Annotated in this window: 16 protein-coding genes; 8 read left to right on the forward strand and 8 right to left on the reverse strand. The window is 62.9% G+C overall.

Translation table 11 applies throughout. The features are described 5' to 3' along the window. Positions 1-86: 86 nt before the first annotated feature. Both J2045_RS15330 and ung read right to left on the reverse strand, forming a co-directional pair. Entirely contained in the window at positions 87-1,361 is a 1,275-nt protein-coding gene (locus tag J2045_RS15330; protein ID WP_307374277.1) for an NAD(P)/FAD-dependent oxidoreductase, read from the reverse strand. 155 nt (positions 1,362-1,516) lie between these two features. Continuing rightward, positions 1,517-2,209, reverse strand: a complete 693-nt coding sequence (gene ung / locus J2045_RS15335) for a uracil-DNA glycosylase (RefSeq protein WP_307374280.1) — start codon at positions 2,207-2,209, stop codon at positions 1,517-1,519. Positions 2,210-2,259: 50 nt separating this feature from the next. On the opposite strand from ung, the gene J2045_RS15340 reads away from it, so the two are divergent. From J2045_RS15340 to J2045_RS15350, 3 genes are all read left to right on the forward strand, one after another. After that, the gene (locus tag J2045_RS15340) at positions 2,260-2,667 is read left to right on the forward strand and encodes a hypothetical protein (RefSeq protein WP_307374282.1); all 408 of its coding nucleotides are present in this window, start codon (positions 2,260-2,262) and stop codon (positions 2,665-2,667) included. Then, the gene (locus J2045_RS15345; RefSeq protein ID WP_307374283.1) at positions 2,664-3,263 is read left to right on the forward strand and encodes a DedA family protein; all 600 of its coding nucleotides are present in this window, start codon (positions 2,664-2,666) and stop codon (positions 3,261-3,263) included. Before J2045_RS15340 ends, J2045_RS15345 begins: the two co-directional genes overlap by 4 nt. An 81-nt stretch (positions 3,264-3,344) precedes the next feature. After that, the gene (locus J2045_RS15350; RefSeq protein WP_307374285.1) at positions 3,345-4,535 is read left to right on the forward strand and encodes a ceramide glucosyltransferase; all 1,191 of its coding nucleotides are present in this window, start codon (positions 3,345-3,347) and stop codon (positions 4,533-4,535) included. A gap of 78 nt (positions 4,536-4,613) precedes the next feature. On the opposite strand, the gene J2045_RS15355 is transcribed toward J2045_RS15350, so the two are convergent. From J2045_RS15355 to J2045_RS15365, 3 genes are all read right to left on the reverse strand, one after another. After that, positions 4,614-6,185: a GMC family oxidoreductase gene (locus tag J2045_RS15355; protein WP_307374286.1), complete on the reverse strand. Its 1,572-nt coding sequence runs from the start codon at positions 6,183-6,185 to the stop codon at positions 4,614-4,616. A 102-nt stretch (positions 6,186-6,287) separates the two neighbouring features. Continuing rightward, a complete protein-coding gene (locus J2045_RS15360; RefSeq protein ID WP_307374288.1) occupies positions 6,288-6,818 on the reverse strand; it encodes a twin-arginine translocation signal domain-containing protein in 531 nt (176 codons plus the stop codon). Between the two features lie 123 nt (positions 6,819-6,941). Continuing rightward, the gene (locus J2045_RS15365) at positions 6,942-7,337 is read right to left on the reverse strand and encodes a VOC family protein (RefSeq protein WP_307374290.1); all 396 of its coding nucleotides are present in this window, start codon (positions 7,335-7,337) and stop codon (positions 6,942-6,944) included. Between the two features lie 232 nt (positions 7,338-7,569). Here J2045_RS15365 and J2045_RS15370 point away from each other — a divergent pair, with 232 nt between their 5' ends. Beyond that, on the forward strand, positions 7,570-7,878 hold the full coding sequence (locus tag J2045_RS15370) for a ribbon-helix-helix domain-containing protein (protein WP_298462879.1): 309 nt from the start codon (positions 7,570-7,572) through the stop codon (positions 7,876-7,878). Positions 7,879-7,956: 78 nt separating this feature from the next. On the opposite strand, the gene J2045_RS15375 is transcribed toward J2045_RS15370, so the two are convergent. Beyond that, entirely contained in the window at positions 7,957-9,288 is a 1,332-nt protein-coding gene (locus J2045_RS15375; RefSeq protein WP_307374291.1) for a dicarboxylate/amino acid:cation symporter, read from the reverse strand. Between the two features lie 258 nt (positions 9,289-9,546). On the opposite strand from J2045_RS15375, the gene J2045_RS15380 reads away from it, so the two are divergent. Further along, positions 9,547-11,379: a sensor histidine kinase gene (locus tag J2045_RS15380; RefSeq protein WP_307374293.1), complete on the forward strand. Its 1,833-nt coding sequence runs from the start codon at positions 9,547-9,549 to the stop codon at positions 11,377-11,379. Beyond that, entirely contained in the window at positions 11,376-12,707 is a 1,332-nt protein-coding gene (locus J2045_RS15385; RefSeq protein ID WP_307374295.1) for a sigma-54-dependent transcriptional regulator, read from the forward strand. Before J2045_RS15380 ends, J2045_RS15385 begins: the two co-directional genes overlap by 4 nt. Here the strand turns inward: J2045_RS15385 and J2045_RS15390 are convergent. Further along, positions 12,698-13,516, reverse strand: a complete 819-nt coding sequence (locus J2045_RS15390) for an HpcH/HpaI aldolase family protein (RefSeq protein WP_307374296.1) — start codon at positions 13,514-13,516, stop codon at positions 12,698-12,700. The two genes, J2045_RS15385 and J2045_RS15390, sit on opposite strands and share 10 nt — an antisense overlap. Positions 13,517-13,690: 174 nt before the next feature. Here J2045_RS15390 and J2045_RS15395 point away from each other — a divergent pair, with 174 nt between their 5' ends. Next, complete coding sequence (locus J2045_RS15395; protein ID WP_307374298.1) at positions 13,691-14,380, forward strand: spermidine synthase; 690 nt, start codon at positions 13,691-13,693, stop codon at positions 14,378-14,380. Between the two features lie 43 nt (positions 14,381-14,423). Here the strand turns inward: J2045_RS15395 and J2045_RS15400 are convergent, their stop codons facing one another. Beyond that, positions 14,424-15,308 (reverse strand): MurR/RpiR family transcriptional regulator, encoded by an 885-nt coding sequence (locus tag J2045_RS15400; RefSeq protein ID WP_307374300.1) that lies wholly within the window; start codon positions 15,306-15,308, stop codon positions 14,424-14,426. Between the two features lie 287 nt (positions 15,309-15,595). Between J2045_RS15400 and J2045_RS15405 the strand changes: the two genes are divergently transcribed. Then, complete coding sequence (locus J2045_RS15405; RefSeq protein WP_307374302.1) at positions 15,596-17,728, forward strand: TonB-dependent siderophore receptor; 2,133 nt, start codon at positions 15,596-15,598, stop codon at positions 17,726-17,728. The last annotated feature ends 429 nt before the right edge of the window (positions 17,729-18,157 follow it).

An 18,157-nucleotide genomic window follows, 5' to 3' on the forward strand; every position in this document is an offset into this window, starting at 1 on the left:
GTGGGTTGGCACTATTCGCCACAAGCCCGGACACGGCAAGTGAGCAAGGGGGCGCAGACGGTGTATCCCCAACCAGAATGGGGAGATCAGCGTTCCAGGCCATCGAGCAACCTGGACCAGGCGATATAGGCGGCCACCCCGATGCGCCGGAACCGATGCAACGGGATGGGCCGGATCGGCGTGAGCGGCAAGGGAAGGCAACCGGCATCGCCAGTCGCCAGGTAGCGAGCGACAGGCTCGCCGAGTGAGAGCATCAGCCCGACACCGCGTCCCTGGCATCCTGCCGCCATGATGAGGCCCGCCTCGGGTTCGTGCAGATGCGGAAACTGGTCGGGTGTCATCGCGACACGTCCGAACCAGCGATGTTCGATGCGCATGGAGGCGAGCATCGGATACAGCCGATGCAGCGCCCGCTCCAGATGCGCCCAGTCCTGCGCCGTCTTCGGCGCCCGCATCGGCCCACGGCCGCCCAGCACCAGACGACCATCCGGACTGCGCCTGTAATAGACGAGAATTCGGCGGCTGTCTGACACGGCCTGGCCGCCAGGCAGGATGAAATCGAACTCCGCCGGCAGCGGCTCCGTCGCGATCTGGAAGGAATTCATCCATACGAAGCTTCGCGCGAGCTTCGGCACCAGCGAGTCAGAACAGGCATGGGTCGCGACCAACACCTTTCTCGCCCCGATCGAACGTCCGCCAACCGTCCGGATCCGCCACGTATGGCCGTCGCGCACCAGCGAAGTGACGGCATCGTTCAGCACCAGATCTGCCCCGGCATCCGTCGCGATGCGGGCCAGTTCATGGACGAGGGCCAGCGGGTTGACCACACCGGCGCGCCGATCGATCCAGCCACCACGATACCCCTGCGCGCCGGTCAGGAGTTCGACTTCGGCACGGTTCAACAGGGCGACATCGGCGCCATGCGCACGCCATTGACGATTGCGCTGCACGGCCGTCTGCAATGCCGTCTCGGTGTGCGCCGCCTGGACCCAGCCGTTCCGCTGGTGCTCCACCTCGAGTTTCTCTTTTGCAATGAGATCGAAGACGACATCCGCAGTGCGCGAGGCAAACCCCGTCAGTCGGTTTGCGGCGGCCTCGCCGAGCAGAGCACGGAGTGTCTCGGGGTCCTGCTTCAGGCCGGGGATCACCTGGCCGCCATTCACCCCGGAAGCCCCCGCGCCGATGGCACCCGCCTCGATCACCTGCACCGACAGGCCGGCGCGCGCGGCATGCAGCGCGGTCGACAGCCCCTGAAAGCCCGCACCGACGACCACGAGGTCGACATCGCCTTCGGCGAACCGACAGACGATCGGCGAAACGGGGCGTCGCCAGACCGGGGAAACCGGCACTAAGGGCTGCATGAAGCTTAAACCTGCGGCACGATTGGAAATATCGTGGAGCAATCTGCATTGCGTCAAAACAAGAGACAATAAACGTCAGGCTGTATTTTGTCGCACCGGTAGAATGATGAAATTCTTACTTAAGAAAAGATCGAAATATTTTTCATGAAGTCGTATCAAGGCGTTTCAGGCAATTGCCAGTCGATGGTCTTTCTCTCATGCGCAAGCAGATAATCATTGGCCTGGGAAAAATGGCGGCAACCGAAGAAGCCGTTGTGTGCGGAAAGCGGCGAGGGATGCGGCGCCCTGAGCACCAGATGGCGTCCACGGTCAACGAAGGCAGCCTTCTTCTGCGCATACGATCCCCAGAGCATGAAGACCACATGTTCACAGTCCTCGTTCACAGCCCGGATCACCGCATCGGTGAACTGCTCCCATCCCTGCCCCTGATGTGAGGCGGCGCGCGCCTCCTCGACCGTCAAGACGCTGTTGAGCAGCAGCACGCCCTGACGCGCCCAGTGCTCAAGGAAGCCGTAGCGTGCCGGTGGGATGCCGAGATCGCTCTGCATCTCCTTGTAGATGTTGACCAGCGAAGGCGGGATACGCACGCCGGGCCTGACGCTGAAGCAGAGCCCATGCGCCTGCCCTGCCCCGTGATAGGGATCCTGCCCGAGGACGACCACCCTCACCTCGTCGAGGGGCGTCAGATCGAGCGCACGAAAATACTCGGCCCCCTTCGGAAAGATGGTCTTGCCCGCCGCCTTTTCCCGCTGCAAGAACCCCTTGAGGTCGCTCATGTAGGACCGGTCGAATTCCTCCCCCAGCACGGCCTTCCAGCTGTCCTCGAGCCTGACCTCCGCTTCCGCCATTGCCGCCGCTCCCTGTTCTCGCTTACATGGAGACGGACGATAGAAGCCCCATGCCGGGATCTGTCAACATCGAGACGAGCGGAGCACACAAGAGAACCGTGAAGCCCTTCCTCAGACTCTGGCGCCGTCACAGCATCCTCACCTCTACCTTCGTGCTGGCAATGGCGCTTGCGATCTTCTTTGCCGGTCGTACAGTCTTCTTCGTCGTCTACTGGAATGATCCGGCGCGCCAGGACCTGCCGCCCGAACCCTGGATGACGATCGGCTATGTCGCCCATTCCTGGCATGTACCGGTCGAGGAGCTCGCACGTGACCTGAACTTGCCGCCCCCGCCAAAGGATGGCCCCCGTCCTTCGCTTGAGCGCCTCGCCGACGAGCGGGACCAGAGCTTCGAGGATTTCAAGGCGGAGATCGAGGCATCGCTTGCCGAACTGCGCCGACAGGATCCGGGGAAATGAGCCTGACCGAGACGCTGCTCGCGTCGCTTCCCTCCTATGGGCTTTCCGTTCTCGGCCTTGTGGTCTGCGTGAGCTGCCTCGGCGCACCGCTGCCGGCCTCGATCGTCATGATGCTGATGGGCGCCTTTGCCACCGCCGGCGATTTCACGCTCTGGATGGTCATCGCGGTAGCGCTCGGCGCCGCCGTCCTCGGCGACCAGCTCGGCTACATCCTGGGTCGCACCGCCGGAAAGCGGCTGGTTCCGATCGTCGCCCGCAATCCGGCGCGCAGCCGGGCGATTGAACGGGCGAAGCGGGAAATGGACGAGCGCGGCACCGTTGCGGTTTTTCTGACGCGTTGGCTGCTGTCGCCGCTCGGCCCCTATCTCAACCTGATGGCAGGTGCATCCGGCTTCTCCTGGCTGCGCTTCACCTCTGCCGGCATCGTGGGCGAAGCCGTCTGGGTCGGCCTCTATACCGGCCTCGGGGCCACCTTCAGCGACAGCGTGACGGAGATCGCCGAGATCAGCGGCAGCATCAGCGGCTTTCTCGCAGCCGCTGCCGTTGCCGCGATCCTCGGCTTCAAGCTGCTGCACGCTCTGCGCTCAAAGGAATGACCCGGGCGTCCTGCGGCCGCGAGGCTTCGCCGAACTGTCACAGAGCGGTGCTATCCGGAAGAGAAAACCCGGAGATCCGCCATGACACTGTTGATCTGGTTCGCTGCGATCGCGCTCTTGATCCAAGTCGCAAGCATCGCCTTGGCGATGGGCGCCAGGTTACGTCACCGGAACGCGTCCGCACAGTATGCAGCACGCCCGTCGGTCACGCTGATCCGCCCGATCTGCGGCCTGGAAAACAATCTCGAGCGATGCCTGCGCTCGTCCTTCCAGCTCGACTGGCCATATTACGAGATCCTCTTCTGTGTCGCCCGGGCCGACGATCCGGCCGCAGCACTCGCCCGCCGGCTGATGGCCGAACATCCAGGCATCCCCTCTCGCCTGCTGGTCGGCGAGGACCTGTTCAGCGTCAATCCGAAGATGAACAATGTGGTGAAGGGCTGGCGCTCTGCCCGTCACGACTGGATCGTCATGACCGACAGCAACGTGCTGATGCCGTGCGATCACATTGCCCGCATGATGGAACGCTGGGACAGCCAGACGGGCCTGGTCTGCTCGCCTCCGGCCGGCACCGAACCCGAGAATTTCGGCGCCCATCTCGAAAGCGCCTGGCTCGACAGCTTCCAGGCGCGCTGGCAGATCCTTGCAGATTCCGTCGGCTTCGGCTTCGCGCAAGGCAAGTCGATGCTGTTCAGCCGGCAGCTGATCACCCATCTCGGCGGCTTCGAGCGCCTCGGCGAAGAAGTGGCGGAAGACGCTGCCGCAACACTGTTGATCCGTAGCGCCGGTCTCAAGGTTCGCCTCGTACACGAGCCCTTCCCGCAGCCGTTGGGAGAACGCGACATCTCCGCCGTCTGGAAGCGCCAGCTGCGCTGGGCCCGCTTGCGCCGCGCCTCTTTCCCGCTCTACTTCCTGCCGGAAATCTTGACCGGTGCTGCCCTGCCGATAGCGGCAATGATCACACTCGTGGTGACCGGCGCGCTGCCCCTCGCTGCACCCTTTGCCTATCTCGCCATCTGGTATGGTGCAGAGATCGCTCTGTCTCGCACCTATGGCTGGCCGAGCAACTGGCGCATTCTGCCCGCCATGCTCCTGCGTGACCTGTTCTTGCCGGCACTCTTCATCGCCGCCTGGTTCGGCAGTGGCTTCGAATGGCGTGGCAACCCCATGACGGTCGCCGACAACGACAATGGTCGCACCGCCCGCCTACGAAAGGCCGTCGTCCGGACCCGCGACAAGGCCCGCGCTCTGGTCGCCGCCCGCAGCCACTGAGCCTCGCCTTCCCACGAAAAGGCGGGCAGGACCGCATGTCGCGATCGCTGCCCGCAAGAGGGAGGTAGTCTGAACCGCTCAGATCGTGCCTTGGCCCATCTGCTCGGCGATGTAATCCGCCTGGCGGATCGCGAGAGACACGATCGTCAGGGTCGGATTTTCTGCGGCACCCGTGGTGAACTGGCTGCCGTCTGAGACGAAGAGGTTGCTGATGTCGTGGCTCTGGCCCCACTTGTTGACGACGCCGTCCTGCGCCTTCTCGCTCATCCGGTTTGTGCCGAGATTGTGGGTAGACGGATAGGGCGGTGTCGGGAAGGCACGGGTAGCACCCACGGCCTCGTAGATCGCCACGCCCTGCTGGTAGGCATGGTTTCGCATCGCCTCGTCATTCGGATGATCGGTAAACCAGACATCCGGGATCGGCATGCCATATTTGTCCTTGAGCTCGCCATGCAGCTTCACCGCATTCTGCTCCTGCGGCATGTCCTCGCCGACGATCCACAGACCCGCCATATTGGCATATTGGTCCATCGCAGATGCAAACGAGCGCCCCCAGCCGCCAGGATCGAGGAAAGCTGCCATGAAGGGCACGCCGAGCGCCAGTGTCTCCAGCTCATAGCCGCCGACGAAGCCGCGCGAAGGGTCGTGACGGGCCTCGTCCTGGATGATTCCGGCCATGGTCGTGCCACGATAGAAATGCACCGGCTTGTCGAAGACGGCATAGACCGAACCCGTCGTGTGGCGCATGTAGTTCTTGCCGACCTGACCGGACGAGTTGGAAAGCCCATCCGGGAACATTGACGACGCCGAGTTCAACAGCAGGCGCGGGCTTTCGATCGAATTGCCGGCCACGCAGACGATGCGCGCCTTCTGGCTCTGCAGATTACCATCCTTGTCGGCATAGACGACGGCATTGACCTTGCCGTTTGCGTCATGCTCGATCTTGATGACATGCGACTGCGGCCGCACTTCGAGCTTGCCGGTCGCCTCGCCTTTCGGGATTTCCGTGTAGAGCGTCGACCACTTGGCGCCCCATTTGCAGCCCTGGAAGCAGAAGCCGGTCTGCTGACAGCTCATGCGATCATCGCGATCCGCCGAGTTGATCGCCATATTGCCGGTGTGACATTCCTTGTAACCCAGCTTGTCAGCTCCGGCCTTCAGGATCTTGAAATTGTTGTTGCCGGGCAGGCCCTCGATGCCGTTGGTGCGGGTAACGCCCATCTTGTCTTCGGCCTTGGCATAGTATGGCTCGAGATCGGCAAGCGTGATCGGCCAGTCGAGCAGATTGGCGCCCTCGACCTTGCCGTAATTCGTCAGCGTCTTGAACTCGTGCTCCTGGATACGGAGCGATGCACCCGCCCAGTGGGTGGTGGTGCCGCCGACGGCCTTGACGATCCAGGCCGGCAGGTTGGGGAAGTCCTTCGACACCCGCCAGCCGCCACCAGTGGTGCGGTTGTCGAGCCAGGCGAGCTGGGAAAAGCTCTCCCATTCGTCATTGATGAAGTCCTCGTATTCGATGCGGGCACCGGCTTCGAGCACGACCACGTCGATGCCCTTCTGGGCAAGCTCGTTGGCGAGTGTGCCGCCGCCTGCACCGGAGCCGATGATGACGACCACGCTGTCGTCGTTGAGATCATAGGGCGCTGCCATGTTTTCCTCCCGGGAAATCGGTCAATTTGGGTAAGCGCCGCCGTTCCCATCCGCGATGGGCCTCCTTCCGGCGACGATGAATGCGTGTCTGGGGTAGGTAGCTCAGAGCCAGGTAATGTCGTCGAACCCGCGCTCGATATAGCCGCCCTTGGAATAGGACTCGCCCTCGTAGCCGAAGATCGGCCAGATCTCCTTCTGGTTATAGAGGCTGACCACGAGGTCGCCGCGCACCGCCTGGAAGAAGGGCGTCGTCTCGATGTCGCGCAGGATCGCCACGCGATCGTCCTCCCAGCCGAGGCCACGATATCCGCCGGCACCCGCTCTGCTGTCGAGATCGGCGATGCCGTCCTCGATCAGCGCCTTGTGCTTCTCATCCTTAGCAGCCATCGTGTCCTGCCCCTTGACGGCTGCCGCGTAGAAGCGCTCGGCGACCTGGTCATGCGGGTAGATGTCGCGCGCCATCTTGATGAGCGTCGCGAGCGTGTCCGGCTTCAGGGCGGTCGCCTCCAGGCCCCAGGCCTGGTCGGGACAGATCACCGCAGTCCCGGTGACCATCAGCACGGCACTCGCCGCACCGGTCTTCAGAAGCTGGCGACGGGACATGCCCCCGGTCTTGTCGAGTATCGTAACCACGTCATTCTCCTCCCATGAGATGAAGTGCGACGGCTTAGGCCGCCACCCCAGGCAGGCGCGATGATCGCGCCAACCGTCTGCGAAACTAGAAAGGCCGGGAACTCCTCTTCCCCGGCCTCCCGATCATTTGTACCGACCGTGCCGCTGCAGGACCTCGATCTTGTAGCCATCGGGATCAGTGATGAAGAAGAAGCGGGCGAGCAATGCCCCGTCCCGGTTGAATTCGACGATCTTGTTCGGGTTCAAGCCGAGATCGGTCAGCCGCTTGTGCTCGGCGTCGAGATCCGAAACGCTTAAGGCCAGATGGCCGTAGCCATTGCCAAGGTCGTAGGCCTCCTCGCGGCCCTTGTTGACCGTAAGCTCAAGCTCGAATTCGCTCTCCGCATTGCTGAGATAGATCAGGGTGAAGGTCTCGAAATCGAGACGTTCTGCGACTTCCAGACCGAATGCCTGGACATAGAAGGAGACGGACCGGACCTCCTCCAGAACACGGATCATCGAATGGATCATTTTCGCCAAGGGGCTGCTCCTCGCATACTGACAAATGTCATGTCCGGAGAATGTCGCGATTTGCCGGAAGGCTGGTAGCAGCCCATTACCGCAGGTGATTTTTTTCGCCGGAACACGTGTCCATTCTTTGCATACGGGCGAGGCAGTTTAGAAAAGACGGAAATTGACCGGAGCCGCGACGCGCAACATAATGCTCAAAAGACCGAAGAACGAAAAAACGAAAACCAGGGAGGAGCATGCCATGTGTGAAGTCTTCGCAGGACAGGACCCGGCCCGCTATCGCGCGGTCAACCGCTCCGTCCGCATCGGTGGTCATTCCACCAGCATTCAGCTTGAAGCCGCTTTCTGGGTGCTGATCGACGAGATCGCCGCCAGCCAGAATTTTTCGACATCCCGCTTTCTCTCGACGCTTTACGATGAGGCGCTCGAGATCAACGGCTCGGTCTCGAACTTTGCCTCGCTGCTCAGAACAAGCTGTCTCATCTATCTGATGAGCAAGGCCCAGCATCCGGGCGAGCCGCAGCAGTTCCACATCATCGCAGCCGAATAGCGAGAATCAAAAAGCGCGGCCCGACAAATGCCGGGCCGCGCTTCTGTTCCGATCACCGTCTTGGGTCGGTGCGGAAGATTACTCCGCCGGCTGCAGTTCCGGCTGGATATCGTCCTCTTCGAGAACCTTGCCGCCGAGGGCGGCATGGAACAGCGTCTGATCGAGCTCGCCTTCCCAGCGGGCAACAACGACGGTCGCGACCGCATTGCCGATGAAGTTGGTGATCGCGCGGCATTCCGACATGAAGCGGTCGATGCCGAGGATCAGTGCCATGCCGGCAACCGGCACGGACGGCACGACCGAAAGCGTTGCGGCGAGCGTGATGAAGCCCGCACCGGTAATGCCGGCAGCCCCCTTCGAGCTCAGCATGGCAACGGCGAGAAGCAGGATCTGGTCGCCGAGCGACAACGGAATATCCGTCGCCTGGGCGATGAACAGCGCAGCAAGCGTCATGTAGATATTCGTGCCGTCGAGGTTGAAGGAATAGCCGGTCGGAATGACCAGGCCGACGACCGAGCGCTTGCAGCCGGCCTTTTCCATCTTGCTCATCAGGCCCGGAAGGGCAGCTTCCGAAGAGGATGTTCCGAGAACCAGAAGCAGCTCTTCCTTGATGTAGCGGATGAGCGCCAGGATCGAGAAACCGTTGTAACGGCAGACAGCACCGAGGATCACGGCGACGAACAGGAAAGACGTCAGATAAAACGTACCGATCAGCATGGCGAGGTTGGTGACCGAGCCGATACCGTATTTGCCGATGGTGAAGGCCATGGCGCCGAAGGCACCGATGGGGGCGGCCTTCATCAGGATCGCGACCAGCTTAAAGACCGGCGCAATCACCGCCTGCAGGAAGTCTGTGACCGGCTGGCCACGCTCGCCGACCAGCGCCAGCGAAATGCCGAACAGGATCGAGAAGAACAGGACCTGAAGGATGTCGCCATCCGCAAAGGCGCCGACGATGGTCGTCGGGATGATGTTCATCAGGAAGCCTGTGATCGACGAGTCATGCGCCTTTTCGGTGTAGGTCGCGACAGCCGCCGCATCGAGCGTCGCGGGGTCGATATGCATGCCCGCACCCGGCTGCACGACGTTTGCGACAACAAGGCCGACGACCAGCGCCAGCGTCGAGAAGGTGAGGAAGTACAGCATCGCCTTGCCAGCGACGCGACCGACCTTCTTCATGTCGGTCATGCCGGCAATGCCGGTCGCGACCGTTAGGAAGATGACCGGCGCGATGATCATCTTGACGAGCTTGATGAAGGCATCGCCCAGCGGCTTCAGCTGCGCGCCGATCTCGGGATAGAAATGGCCAAGCAGGATGCCGGCTGCGATCGCGGCCAGAACCTGGACATAGAGATGCTTGTAAAAGGGCTGACGGCCCTCGGGCGCGTGCCCAGTGGTATCGATATGCATGCTTTCCTCCATGGGGCGCCCTGACGGAACAAGTTCCGGCCTCCCGGGCGGTTGCTGATCTAAATGGGGAGCGGCACATGGCCGCTTGGAGAAATGGTCAGCAAGGCGCGTGCCAGATCGAGGAAAAAGACATAAGAATCTGTTTTAATTGACGCTTTAAGTCTGAGACAGTTGAATCACCACATGAAGATGTGCGGTTTTCCACACGCAAGCACTCTGCTATAGTGCGAAAGAACGCACAACGAGATCGCAATCTCCATGGCAATAGTCCACCGAAACCACCGCCTCCTGTGGCTTGCCTACGGCCTTGCCGCGATGGCCATCCTGGCGTCCGGTCTGTTCTATGCCGGCGAGCGGGCGCGGCATGCAGCCCTCGACGCGCTGGCCGAAGATGTGATGTCCGATGCCGAGTTGAAGCGGGCGCTGCTGCTGGCCGTGCTCGACCGCTCGCGCACCCTGCCACTTGTCCTGGCAAATGACGGGGAACTGGTCGATGCCCTGGCTGCACCTTCGGCGGAGGCGATTGCCGGCCTCAACGAAAAGCTCGAAGCCCTGCCCCCCGGGACCGGCGCCTCGGTGATCTACGTCATCGGTCTGGACGGAACCGCGATCGCGGCCAGCAATTTCCGCCAGCCCGACAGCTTCGTCGGCAGCAACTATGCGTTCCGCCAGTATTTCACCGGCGCCATGACCAGCGGCACCGCCGAACAATATGCGCTGGGCAGCGTCAGTCGCAGGCCGGGCCTTTACCTCTCCCGTCGGGTGGAGGATGATGCCGGACGCCCGCTGGGCGTGGTCGTCGTCAAGGTGGAGTTCGACGCGCTCGAAGCGAACTGGCAGCGCTCCGTCCGCACGACCTATGTGACCGACACCAGGGGCATCGTGCTGATCACCAGCCGCCCCGACTGGCGCTTTTTCACCATGGCCGACATCCCCCAGGAGGACCGCCTCACCATTCGCGAAAGCCTGCAATTCGGCGAGGCGCCGCTGGAAACCCTGCCGATATGGTCCCTGGACCCGGAAGATGGCCATACCTTCGTCGCGACGGAAGAAGTCCGAGGCATGCCGCATGAGACCAATCTCTCCATCGAACTGGATGTCCCCGGCAGCGGATGGCGCATGCATGTGCTGGCACCGAGCGCCGAAGCGGAACGCGCTGCCATCTGGCAAGGGCGCCTGACCGCCCTCGCGATCGTCGCCCCGCTTCTGGCGCTGGGCGCCTGGCTGATCCATCGCAGCGGCAGCACAGCCCGCCGCACTGCAGAGGCGAAGGCCGCCCAGGCGGAACTGGAACGCCAGGTGTCCCTGCGCACAGTCGAACTCACCGAAGCCCGCGACCGCCTTGAGGCCGAGATCGCCGAGCACCGCGCCACCGACATCCGCCTGCAAGGCGTGCAGCAGGATCTCGTCCAGGCGAACCGGCTGGCGATCCTCGGCCAGGTCGCAGCCGGTGTGGCGCATGAGATCAACCAGCCGGTGGCGACGATCCGCGCCTATGCCGACAATGCCAAAGCCTTCCTTGATCGCGGCAACGGTGAGACGGCGAAGGAGAACCTCGGCCTGATCGCCGAACTGACCGACCGCATCGGCGCGATCACCGGCGAGTTGAAGGGCCTCGCCCGCAAGGGCCGTCAGGCGGCCGAGCCGGTCGAGCTGAAAGCCGCCATCGACGGCGCCCTCTTCCTGTTGAAGAGCCGATTTGCCGGCAGCTTCGATCGCCTCACCATTGGCGACATTCCCAAAGGGCTGATGGTGCTTGCCCAGCGCATCCGCCTCGAACAGGTACTGATCAATCTCCTGCAGAACGCGCTCGAAGCCATTGACGGCACAACAGATCCCGCGATCACCATCCGGCTCACGCGCCTCACCGACGGCGAACTCGATCTCGCCGTCAGCGACACGGGCCCCGGCCTGCCGGATTATGTCAGGGATCACCTGTTCATCCCCTTCACCACCTCCAAGGACGGTGGCCTCGGCCTCGGCCTGGTGATCGCCCGGGACATCGTCGGGGAATACGGCGGACGGCTTTCGGTCGAGACGAGCGCGGCGGGCACCACCTTCACCATCACCCTCAAGAGGGCTCGGGCATGAGCATCGACATCATCCTCGTCGACGACGATCAGGCGCTGCGCCGCGCCACCCGCCAGACGCTAGAACTGGCCGGTTATGCCGTGCGCGATTTCACCGCCGCCCCCCAGGCGCTCGCCCAGCTGTCACTGGACAGCGAGGCCATAGTCGTCACCGACATCCGCATGGCCGGCATGGACGGGCTGGAGCTCTTTGCCCATATCCGCGCCCTCGACCCGGATCTGCCCGTCCTGCTGATCACCGGCCATGGCGATGTCGACATGGCGGTGAAGGCCCTCCACGACGGCGCCTATGACTTCATCGCCAAGCCCTTCCCCGCCGACCGCCTCGTCCAGAGCGTCGCGCGCGCCACCGAGAAACGCCGGCTGGTTCTCGAAAACCGCCGCCTGCGCGAGGCGGCAAACACGACGCCCGACGATCTGCCGCTGATCGGCCAGACGCCGGCCATGGAGTATCTGCGCCAGACGCTCCGCCAGATCGCCGATACCGATGTCGACGTCTTGATCGCCGGCGAGACCGGCAGCGGCAAGGAAGTGGTGGCAACGCTTCTGCATCGCTGGAGCCGCCGCAGCAGGGGCAATTTTGTTGCCCTGAACTGCGGCGCGCTTCCAGAGACAGTCATCGAAAGCGAACTCTTCGGCCATGAAGCCGGCGCCTTCACCGGCGCCCAGAAGAAGCGCATCGGTCGGATCGAACATGCCAGCAGCGGCACGCTGTTTCTCGACGAGATCGAGAGCATGCCGCTTTCCACCCAGGTAAAGATGCTGCGGGTTCTGGAAATGCGGGAAGTCAGCCCGCTTGGCACCAACGAAAACAGGCCCGTCGACCTGCGCGTCGTCGCCGCCGCGAAACTCGATCTCGGCAATCCTACCGAACGCGGCGAGTTCCGCGAGGACCTCTATTATCGCCTGAACGTCGTGACGATCTCGATCCCGCCGCTCAGGGAGCGCCGCGCCGATATCCCGCTGCTCTTTGCCCATTTCGCCACCCGGGCTGCAGAGCGCTTCCGCCGCGAAATTCCCAGCATGACGACCGATGTGCGCCGCCATCTCGAAAGCCACGACTGGCCAGGCAATGTGCGGGAACTCTCGCATTTCGCCGAACGGGTCGTGCTTGGCATCACGCCGCCGCCGAAAGCGGTGTCACCTGTTGCGGGATCTGACTTGACCCTGCCGGAGCGGATGGAGCGCCACGAGGCAGCTCTCATCCGCGAGGCCTTGAAAGCGAACAAGGGTGATGTGCGCTCGACGATCGACGCGCTCGGCCTTCCGCGCAAGACCTTCTACGACAAGCTCCAGCGCCACGGCATCAACCGCGCCGATTACGAATAGCCACCCGCACCCTTGGCAGGGGCAGACGCAGCGCCGCCTGCATTCCGCATCTCGGCCGCCATGGAGGCGGCCGCGCGCGCGAGCAGCCCCGTATCCGTGCCATTCGCCATGAAGCGCACGCCGGCGCGGCGCGCGAGTGCGATCATCTCCGCGTCGCCGGTCATGATGCCAGCCGGCTTGCCGGAAGCCTTGATCTTGCCGATCAGCGCCTCGACCGTCTCCATCACCTCAGGCACGGTCGCCTTGCCGCGATAGCCCATGTCGGCAGAGAGATCGGCAGGCCCGATCAGCACGGCATCGACGCCTTCGGTCGCGAGGATCGCCTCAGCATTCTCGACACCCAGCCGGCTCTCGATCTGCGCGATCAGGCAGACCTCATCATTGGCCGTATCGGCATAGTCGCTCACCCGGCCGAAATCCGATGCGCGCCCAAGGCTTGCCCCCATGCCGCGAATGCCGAAAGGCGGGTAACGCAGGGCCTTGGCAAGCATCTTGGCCTGTTCAGCCGTCTCGACCATCGGGATCATCAGCGTCTGGGCGCCGATATCGAGCGCCTGCTTGATCATCCAGGGCTCGCCGACCGGAAGCCGCACCACCGGATGCGCCGGATGGCGAGTGACGGCGGCAAGCTGGGCTGCGATCAGCGGAATGTCGTTCGGCCCGTGTTCGGCATCGATGAGGATCCAGTCGAAGCCGGCCCCGGCGCAGATTTCCGCCGAATGCGGATTGGCGAGCGCCACCCAGAGGCCGGTCAGGAGACCGGTTTCTTCACGCAGCGCTTTCTTGAAGAGGTTCACGGGGGCGGGCATGGGCAGTCTCCTGGAACAATTACGATCCGGCAGCCTGGCCGGCGACCACAAGATATCCCCGGAAGCGGGATCAACCGCAAGCCTCGTTCTCCATCTCCGGTACGGCGCGACATTGAACCTTCAGGCTCAGCCGTGATACGGGCAGCCGAACTCTTGAAGCGCAGGAAATGACCCATGCTCCCCTGGATCCAGCTCGACACGGCCAAGATACCCGGCGGCGGCGAATTGCGCCTGAAACAACGCGGCACGGAATTCTCCATCATGCTCGGCACCAACGAGCTGATGAACAGCCGCCTCAGCGGCTCCGAAGAAGCGCTCGCCACGCTCGCCTTCGAGCGGATCGCGACCCACAAGCGCCCGCATATCCTGATCGGCGGCCTCGGCATGGGCTTTACCCTGCGTGCCGCCCTTGCTGTTTTGCCTCAGGATGCGAAGGTGACCGTCGCCGAACTCGTGCCCGCCGTCGTCGATTGGGCACGCGGACCCATGGCCGAGATCTATGCCGGCAGCCTCGACGACCCGCGCGTGGCGATCCATGTCGGTGATGTCGGCACGCTGATTGCCAAATCCAAAGGTCAGTTCGACGCCATCCTGCTCGATGTCGACAATGGCCCTGATGGCCTCACCCGTGAAGCGAATGACGGCCTCTATTCCCATGACGGGTTACGCAAATCCAAATCCGCGCTGACCCGCGGCGGCATGCTCGGCGTCTGGTCACAAGGCCCCGATCAGCACTTCACGCGCCGCTTGAAGGACTGCGGCTATGGCGTGGAGGAGATTCCGGTCCGCGCCGGGAGAACAGGGCGCGGCAAGAAGCATGTGATCTGGATGGCGAAGAACGGCCCGCTGGCTCAGAAGGGCTGAGTACCGTCCCCACGGCGCCAGATCCGACAGGCAAATCAGGCCCTCATTTCCCGCTGGGACGGATCAGCGTCCTGAGTTCGATCAGCCGCTCCAGCGAGGCGAGCGTCTCATCCGGCTTTACCATCGAATAGACGATATGCAGCAGTTCGAGCGCAATCAGCGAGGGCGCATGCAGGGCGAGCCGTTCGGTCTTGGCCCGAGGCAGGATCAGCACTTCTTTTGCATGGCTGCGCAGCGGCGTATCGGCCTTGCCGATCACCATGACGATCGGCACGCCGAGCCGCTCCGCCTCGGCAATCGTTGCCATCGCCTCCCGGTGCGAACGCCCATGCAGTAGCATGATCAGCAGATGCCCTGGTTCGAGGACCAGCAGCTGTTCGGCAAGCGCGATGCCGGTGGCGTTCAGCGCCCGGCTTGGAATACCGGAGCGGGCAAACAGCCGCGCGCCGTATTCGGCGATGATCCCCGAGGCGCCGATGCCGAAGATCGCCACGGCCTTTGCTTCACCGAACAGCGCGGCGATGCGATTGAGGGCTGCACGGTTATCGGCAGACGAGAGGTGCTCGACCGTCGCCGCCGTCGAATTGAGCGCAAAATCGATGGCGTCGCCCACTTGCCCGTCAATATCCCGCAGCGTCGACGCCATCTTCTCGATCGGTGAATCGGTCTCGCCGAGCCAGGCCTCCAGCACGTCCTTCAGCTCCCGGATGCCGCTGAAGCCGAGCGCCTGGATGGCCCGGATGACGGTGGCATCGGAGGCGCCGACGGCAAAGCCGATCTCCAGCGCCGAAAGTCCCAGCACCCGGTGCCTGTTGGCGTCGATGAATTCCAGCACCTTCAGAAGCGCCGGCGACAGCGTCTGCCGCCGCTTGGCGAGCTGCTCGCCCAGGCGGTCCTTCAGTCGCTTCGGTTCGGTTTCTGTCGACATCCAATAATCCTCAACCGGTGCCTCGCGTGTCGCCTATGCCCGGGCAATATCATCACCGGCCAATAAACATGAATGTAGTAGTCCACAATCAATAGCCTTAAAAAAACGCATTGGGGAGACCGGAACCCGGCGCATCGGTCTTCCAGGCGCGTTTTGCGCCCCGGATTGGCGGTTTCTGCGTCCCCTGGAAACGCCTCTTCGGTGACAGGAGCAGGGCGATAACTTGACTACTACATTCAGCTATCCGATCAGGCCGCATCCTTTTCTCCTTGCTGCGAAGTCCTCCGATGAAATCCACCTCTCTCTCCGCGCTCATCCTGTCGCTCACCGTCAGCGTCTCGCCTCTGGTCGTGCCCCATACGGCGCTCGCCCAGGATGACGAGAGCACCGAGCTCGGTGTGATCGTGGTCGATGCCGATGGGCAGAAGGCGAAAAGCTACAAGGCATCGCGCAATTCGTCGGCAACGCGCAGCGACACGCCGGTCACAAAAATCCCGCAGGCGATCACCACCGTCACGCCGCAGGCGCTGAAGGACAAGTCGGCGAATTCGCTCGACGACGCGCTGTCCGATGTCAGCGGCATCACCCAGGGCAACACCATTGCCGGCGCCAATGATGCGATCATGCGCCGTGGCTTCGGCGAAAGCCGCGACGGCTCGATCCTTACCGACGGCTTGAACACCGCTTTGCCGCACAGCTTCAATGCCACGACCGATTATGTCGAGGTCCTCAAAGGCCCGGCCTCCACCCTCTACGGCGTGCTTGATCCCGGCGGCATGGTCAATCTCGTGACGAAGAAGCCGGAAGATACGTTTTCAGCCGAAACCTGGTCGAAATTCTACGCCTATGGCGCCGGGCGTTATTCGAAGAAGGCCGGTTTCGATGTGACGGGCCCGGCCGGCGACAGCGGCTTTTCCTATCGCCTGATTGCCGAAGGGGAGAATGGCGATTACTGGCGCAATTTCGGCGACAAGAAAAACTGGCTGATTGCCCCCTCCCTGAAATGGGAGCGCGACGGCACCGAAGTCGTCCTCTCCTATACGCACAACGACTATCTGACGCCCTATGAGCGCGGCACGGTCTATGATGCGACGACCGGCACCTTCCTCGACATCAGCCCCCGCCAGCGGCTGGACGAGGCCTGGTCCGAAATCGATGGCGCATCCGACCTGTTCAAGGCCTCGGTCAAGCAGCAGCTCGGCGGCAACTGGGTCGCCAGCGTCAACTATGCCTACAGCAAGGACAGTTTTTCCGCCGACCAGACCCGCGCCACCGCCTACAATGCGACGACCGGCATCCTCACCCGCCGCTCCGACGTGCGCGGCTATTACGACACGACGGTCCATTCGCTGAGAACAGACCTGACCGGCAGCGAAGACCTCATGGGCTTCGAAAACGAATTCCTCTTCGGAATGGCCCTGCGCAAGGAAGACATCGCCCGCGCTGCGCTCCAGACCTGCAATCTGAACAACCGTCTCAACGTCAACAACCCCGTCTATGGCGCAATTTCCCCTTGCACCTACAATGCGGCGACCGCCGCCGAAGAATACCAGCACATGCGGACCCAGGCTGTTTATGCTCAGGACCGCGTGCATCTCACCGACCAGCTGATCGCCGTCGCCGGCCTGCGCCTCGAGCATTATGACATCACCGCCGGCAGCGGCTCGACCGAAAACAGCGATACCAACGGCAATGCCCTGATCCCCAATGCCGGCCTGGTCTGGGAAGTCCGCCCCGATTCCTCGCTTTATGCCAATGTCGCCCGCACCTTCCGCCCCAACAGCTCGATCAACAACCCCTATGGCAGTCTCGATCCGGAAGAGGGTATCTCCTACGAACTCGGCTCCAAGCTCGATGTCACCGACTGGCTAAGCGGCACGCTCGCCGTCTTCTATGCCGAGAAGAAGAACGTCGCCTATGCCCTGGCACCAGGCGTCTACAGCACCGCCGGCCTCGTCCGCTCCAAGGGCGTGGAACTCGATCTCGCCGGCCAGCTGACCGATGAATTGCAGGTGATCGGCAGCTATGGCCTGACCGATGCGGTCGTGGTCGAGGACGAGGACCCGCTCCTCCTCGGCAACAACCTCGCCAATGTCGCCCGCCACACCGCATCGCTGCGCATCGCCTATGACTACGGCGAGGTCTTCGATGGCGCAGGATCCCTGCGCTTCGGCGGCGCCATCAAGGGCGTCGGCCGCCGCGCCGGCGATGCCGACAACAGTTTTGACCTGCCGGGTTACGGCACCGTCGACCTCTTCGCCAGCTATACCATCGAGCGCGAGCATCCGATCGAGATCCAGCTGAACCTCAACAACATCTTCGACAAGACCTATTACACCTCGTCGATCGGCAGCAACGCGCTCGGCATCGCCGTCGGCCAGTCCTTCAATGCAGCACTTTCGGTCGGCATGAAGTTCTGATCCCGCGCGACATGGCGGTTACCCCTTGCGGCCGGCAGGGCATGCGTTCTGCCGGCATCCGCACTGTCTGGATGGCGCGAGCGAGCATATAAAAGCCTCCAGACCTCGTGAGAGAGGCGGCCGGCAGGTCAGACGGTGCCGATTTCTCGAAGTTTTGTCGTGCGCCCCCTCTGTCACTGCGTGACATCTCCCCCACAAGGGGGGAGAGCGGAGCGTCTCGTCTGCCGCTACCTCTGCAACGCCAAAGGGGAAACGCCACGCTGGCGGGTTAGCCAGCCTCCCCCCTTGTGGGGGAGATGTCCGCCCTTCGACAAGCTCAGGAGGGCAGAGGGGGGGGGGGGGGGGGGGGATTTATAAAACCTACAACCCCCCCAACACACCCCCCCGCGCCGCCAAAACCCCCCCGACAAATTAAAAACAGGGAGCCAC

The sequence above is a fragment of the Peteryoungia aggregata LMG 23059 genome (assembly GCF_030814435.1).
Classification (GTDB): domain Bacteria; phylum Pseudomonadota; class Alphaproteobacteria; order Rhizobiales; family Rhizobiaceae; genus Allorhizobium; species Allorhizobium aggregatum.

Excerpts from the sequence above, each read along its gene's own strand:
- J2045_RS15330 (WP_307374277.1), bottom strand. The coding sequence starts at position 1,361 with ATGCAGCCCTTAGTGCCGGTTTCCCCGGTCTGGCGACGCCCCGTTTCG.
- ung (WP_307374280.1), bottom strand. The coding sequence starts at position 2,209 with ATGGCGGAAGCGGAGGTCAGGCTCGAGGACAGCTGGAAGGCCGTGCTG.
- J2045_RS15340 (WP_307374282.1), top strand. The coding sequence starts at position 2,260 with ATGCCGGGATCTGTCAACATCGAGACGAGCGGAGCACACAAGAGAACC.
- J2045_RS15345 (WP_307374283.1), top strand. The coding sequence starts at position 2,664 with ATGAGCCTGACCGAGACGCTGCTCGCGTCGCTTCCCTCCTATGGGCTT.
- J2045_RS15350 (WP_307374285.1), top strand. The coding sequence starts at position 3,345 with ATGACACTGTTGATCTGGTTCGCTGCGATCGCGCTCTTGATCCAAGTC.
- J2045_RS15355 (WP_307374286.1), bottom strand. The coding sequence starts at position 6,185 with ATGGCAGCGCCCTATGATCTCAACGACGACAGCGTGGTCGTCATCATC.
- J2045_RS15370 (WP_298462879.1), top strand. The coding sequence starts at position 7,570 with ATGTGTGAAGTCTTCGCAGGACAGGACCCGGCCCGCTATCGCGCGGTC.
- J2045_RS15375 (WP_307374291.1), bottom strand. The coding sequence starts at position 9,288 with ATGCATATCGATACCACTGGGCACGCGCCCGAGGGCCGTCAGCCCTTT.
- J2045_RS15380 (WP_307374293.1), top strand. The coding sequence starts at position 9,547 with ATGGCAATAGTCCACCGAAACCACCGCCTCCTGTGGCTTGCCTACGGC.
- J2045_RS15385 (WP_307374295.1), top strand. The coding sequence starts at position 11,376 with ATGAGCATCGACATCATCCTCGTCGACGACGATCAGGCGCTGCGCCGC.
- J2045_RS15390 (WP_307374296.1), bottom strand. The coding sequence starts at position 13,516 with ATGCCCGCCCCCGTGAACCTCTTCAAGAAAGCGCTGCGTGAAGAAACC.
- J2045_RS15395 (WP_307374298.1), top strand. The coding sequence starts at position 13,691 with ATGCTCCCCTGGATCCAGCTCGACACGGCCAAGATACCCGGCGGCGGC.
- J2045_RS15400 (WP_307374300.1), bottom strand. The coding sequence starts at position 15,308 with ATGTCGACAGAAACCGAACCGAAGCGACTGAAGGACCGCCTGGGCGAG.
- J2045_RS15405 (WP_307374302.1), top strand. The coding sequence starts at position 15,596 with ATGAAATCCACCTCTCTCTCCGCGCTCATCCTGTCGCTCACCGTCAGC.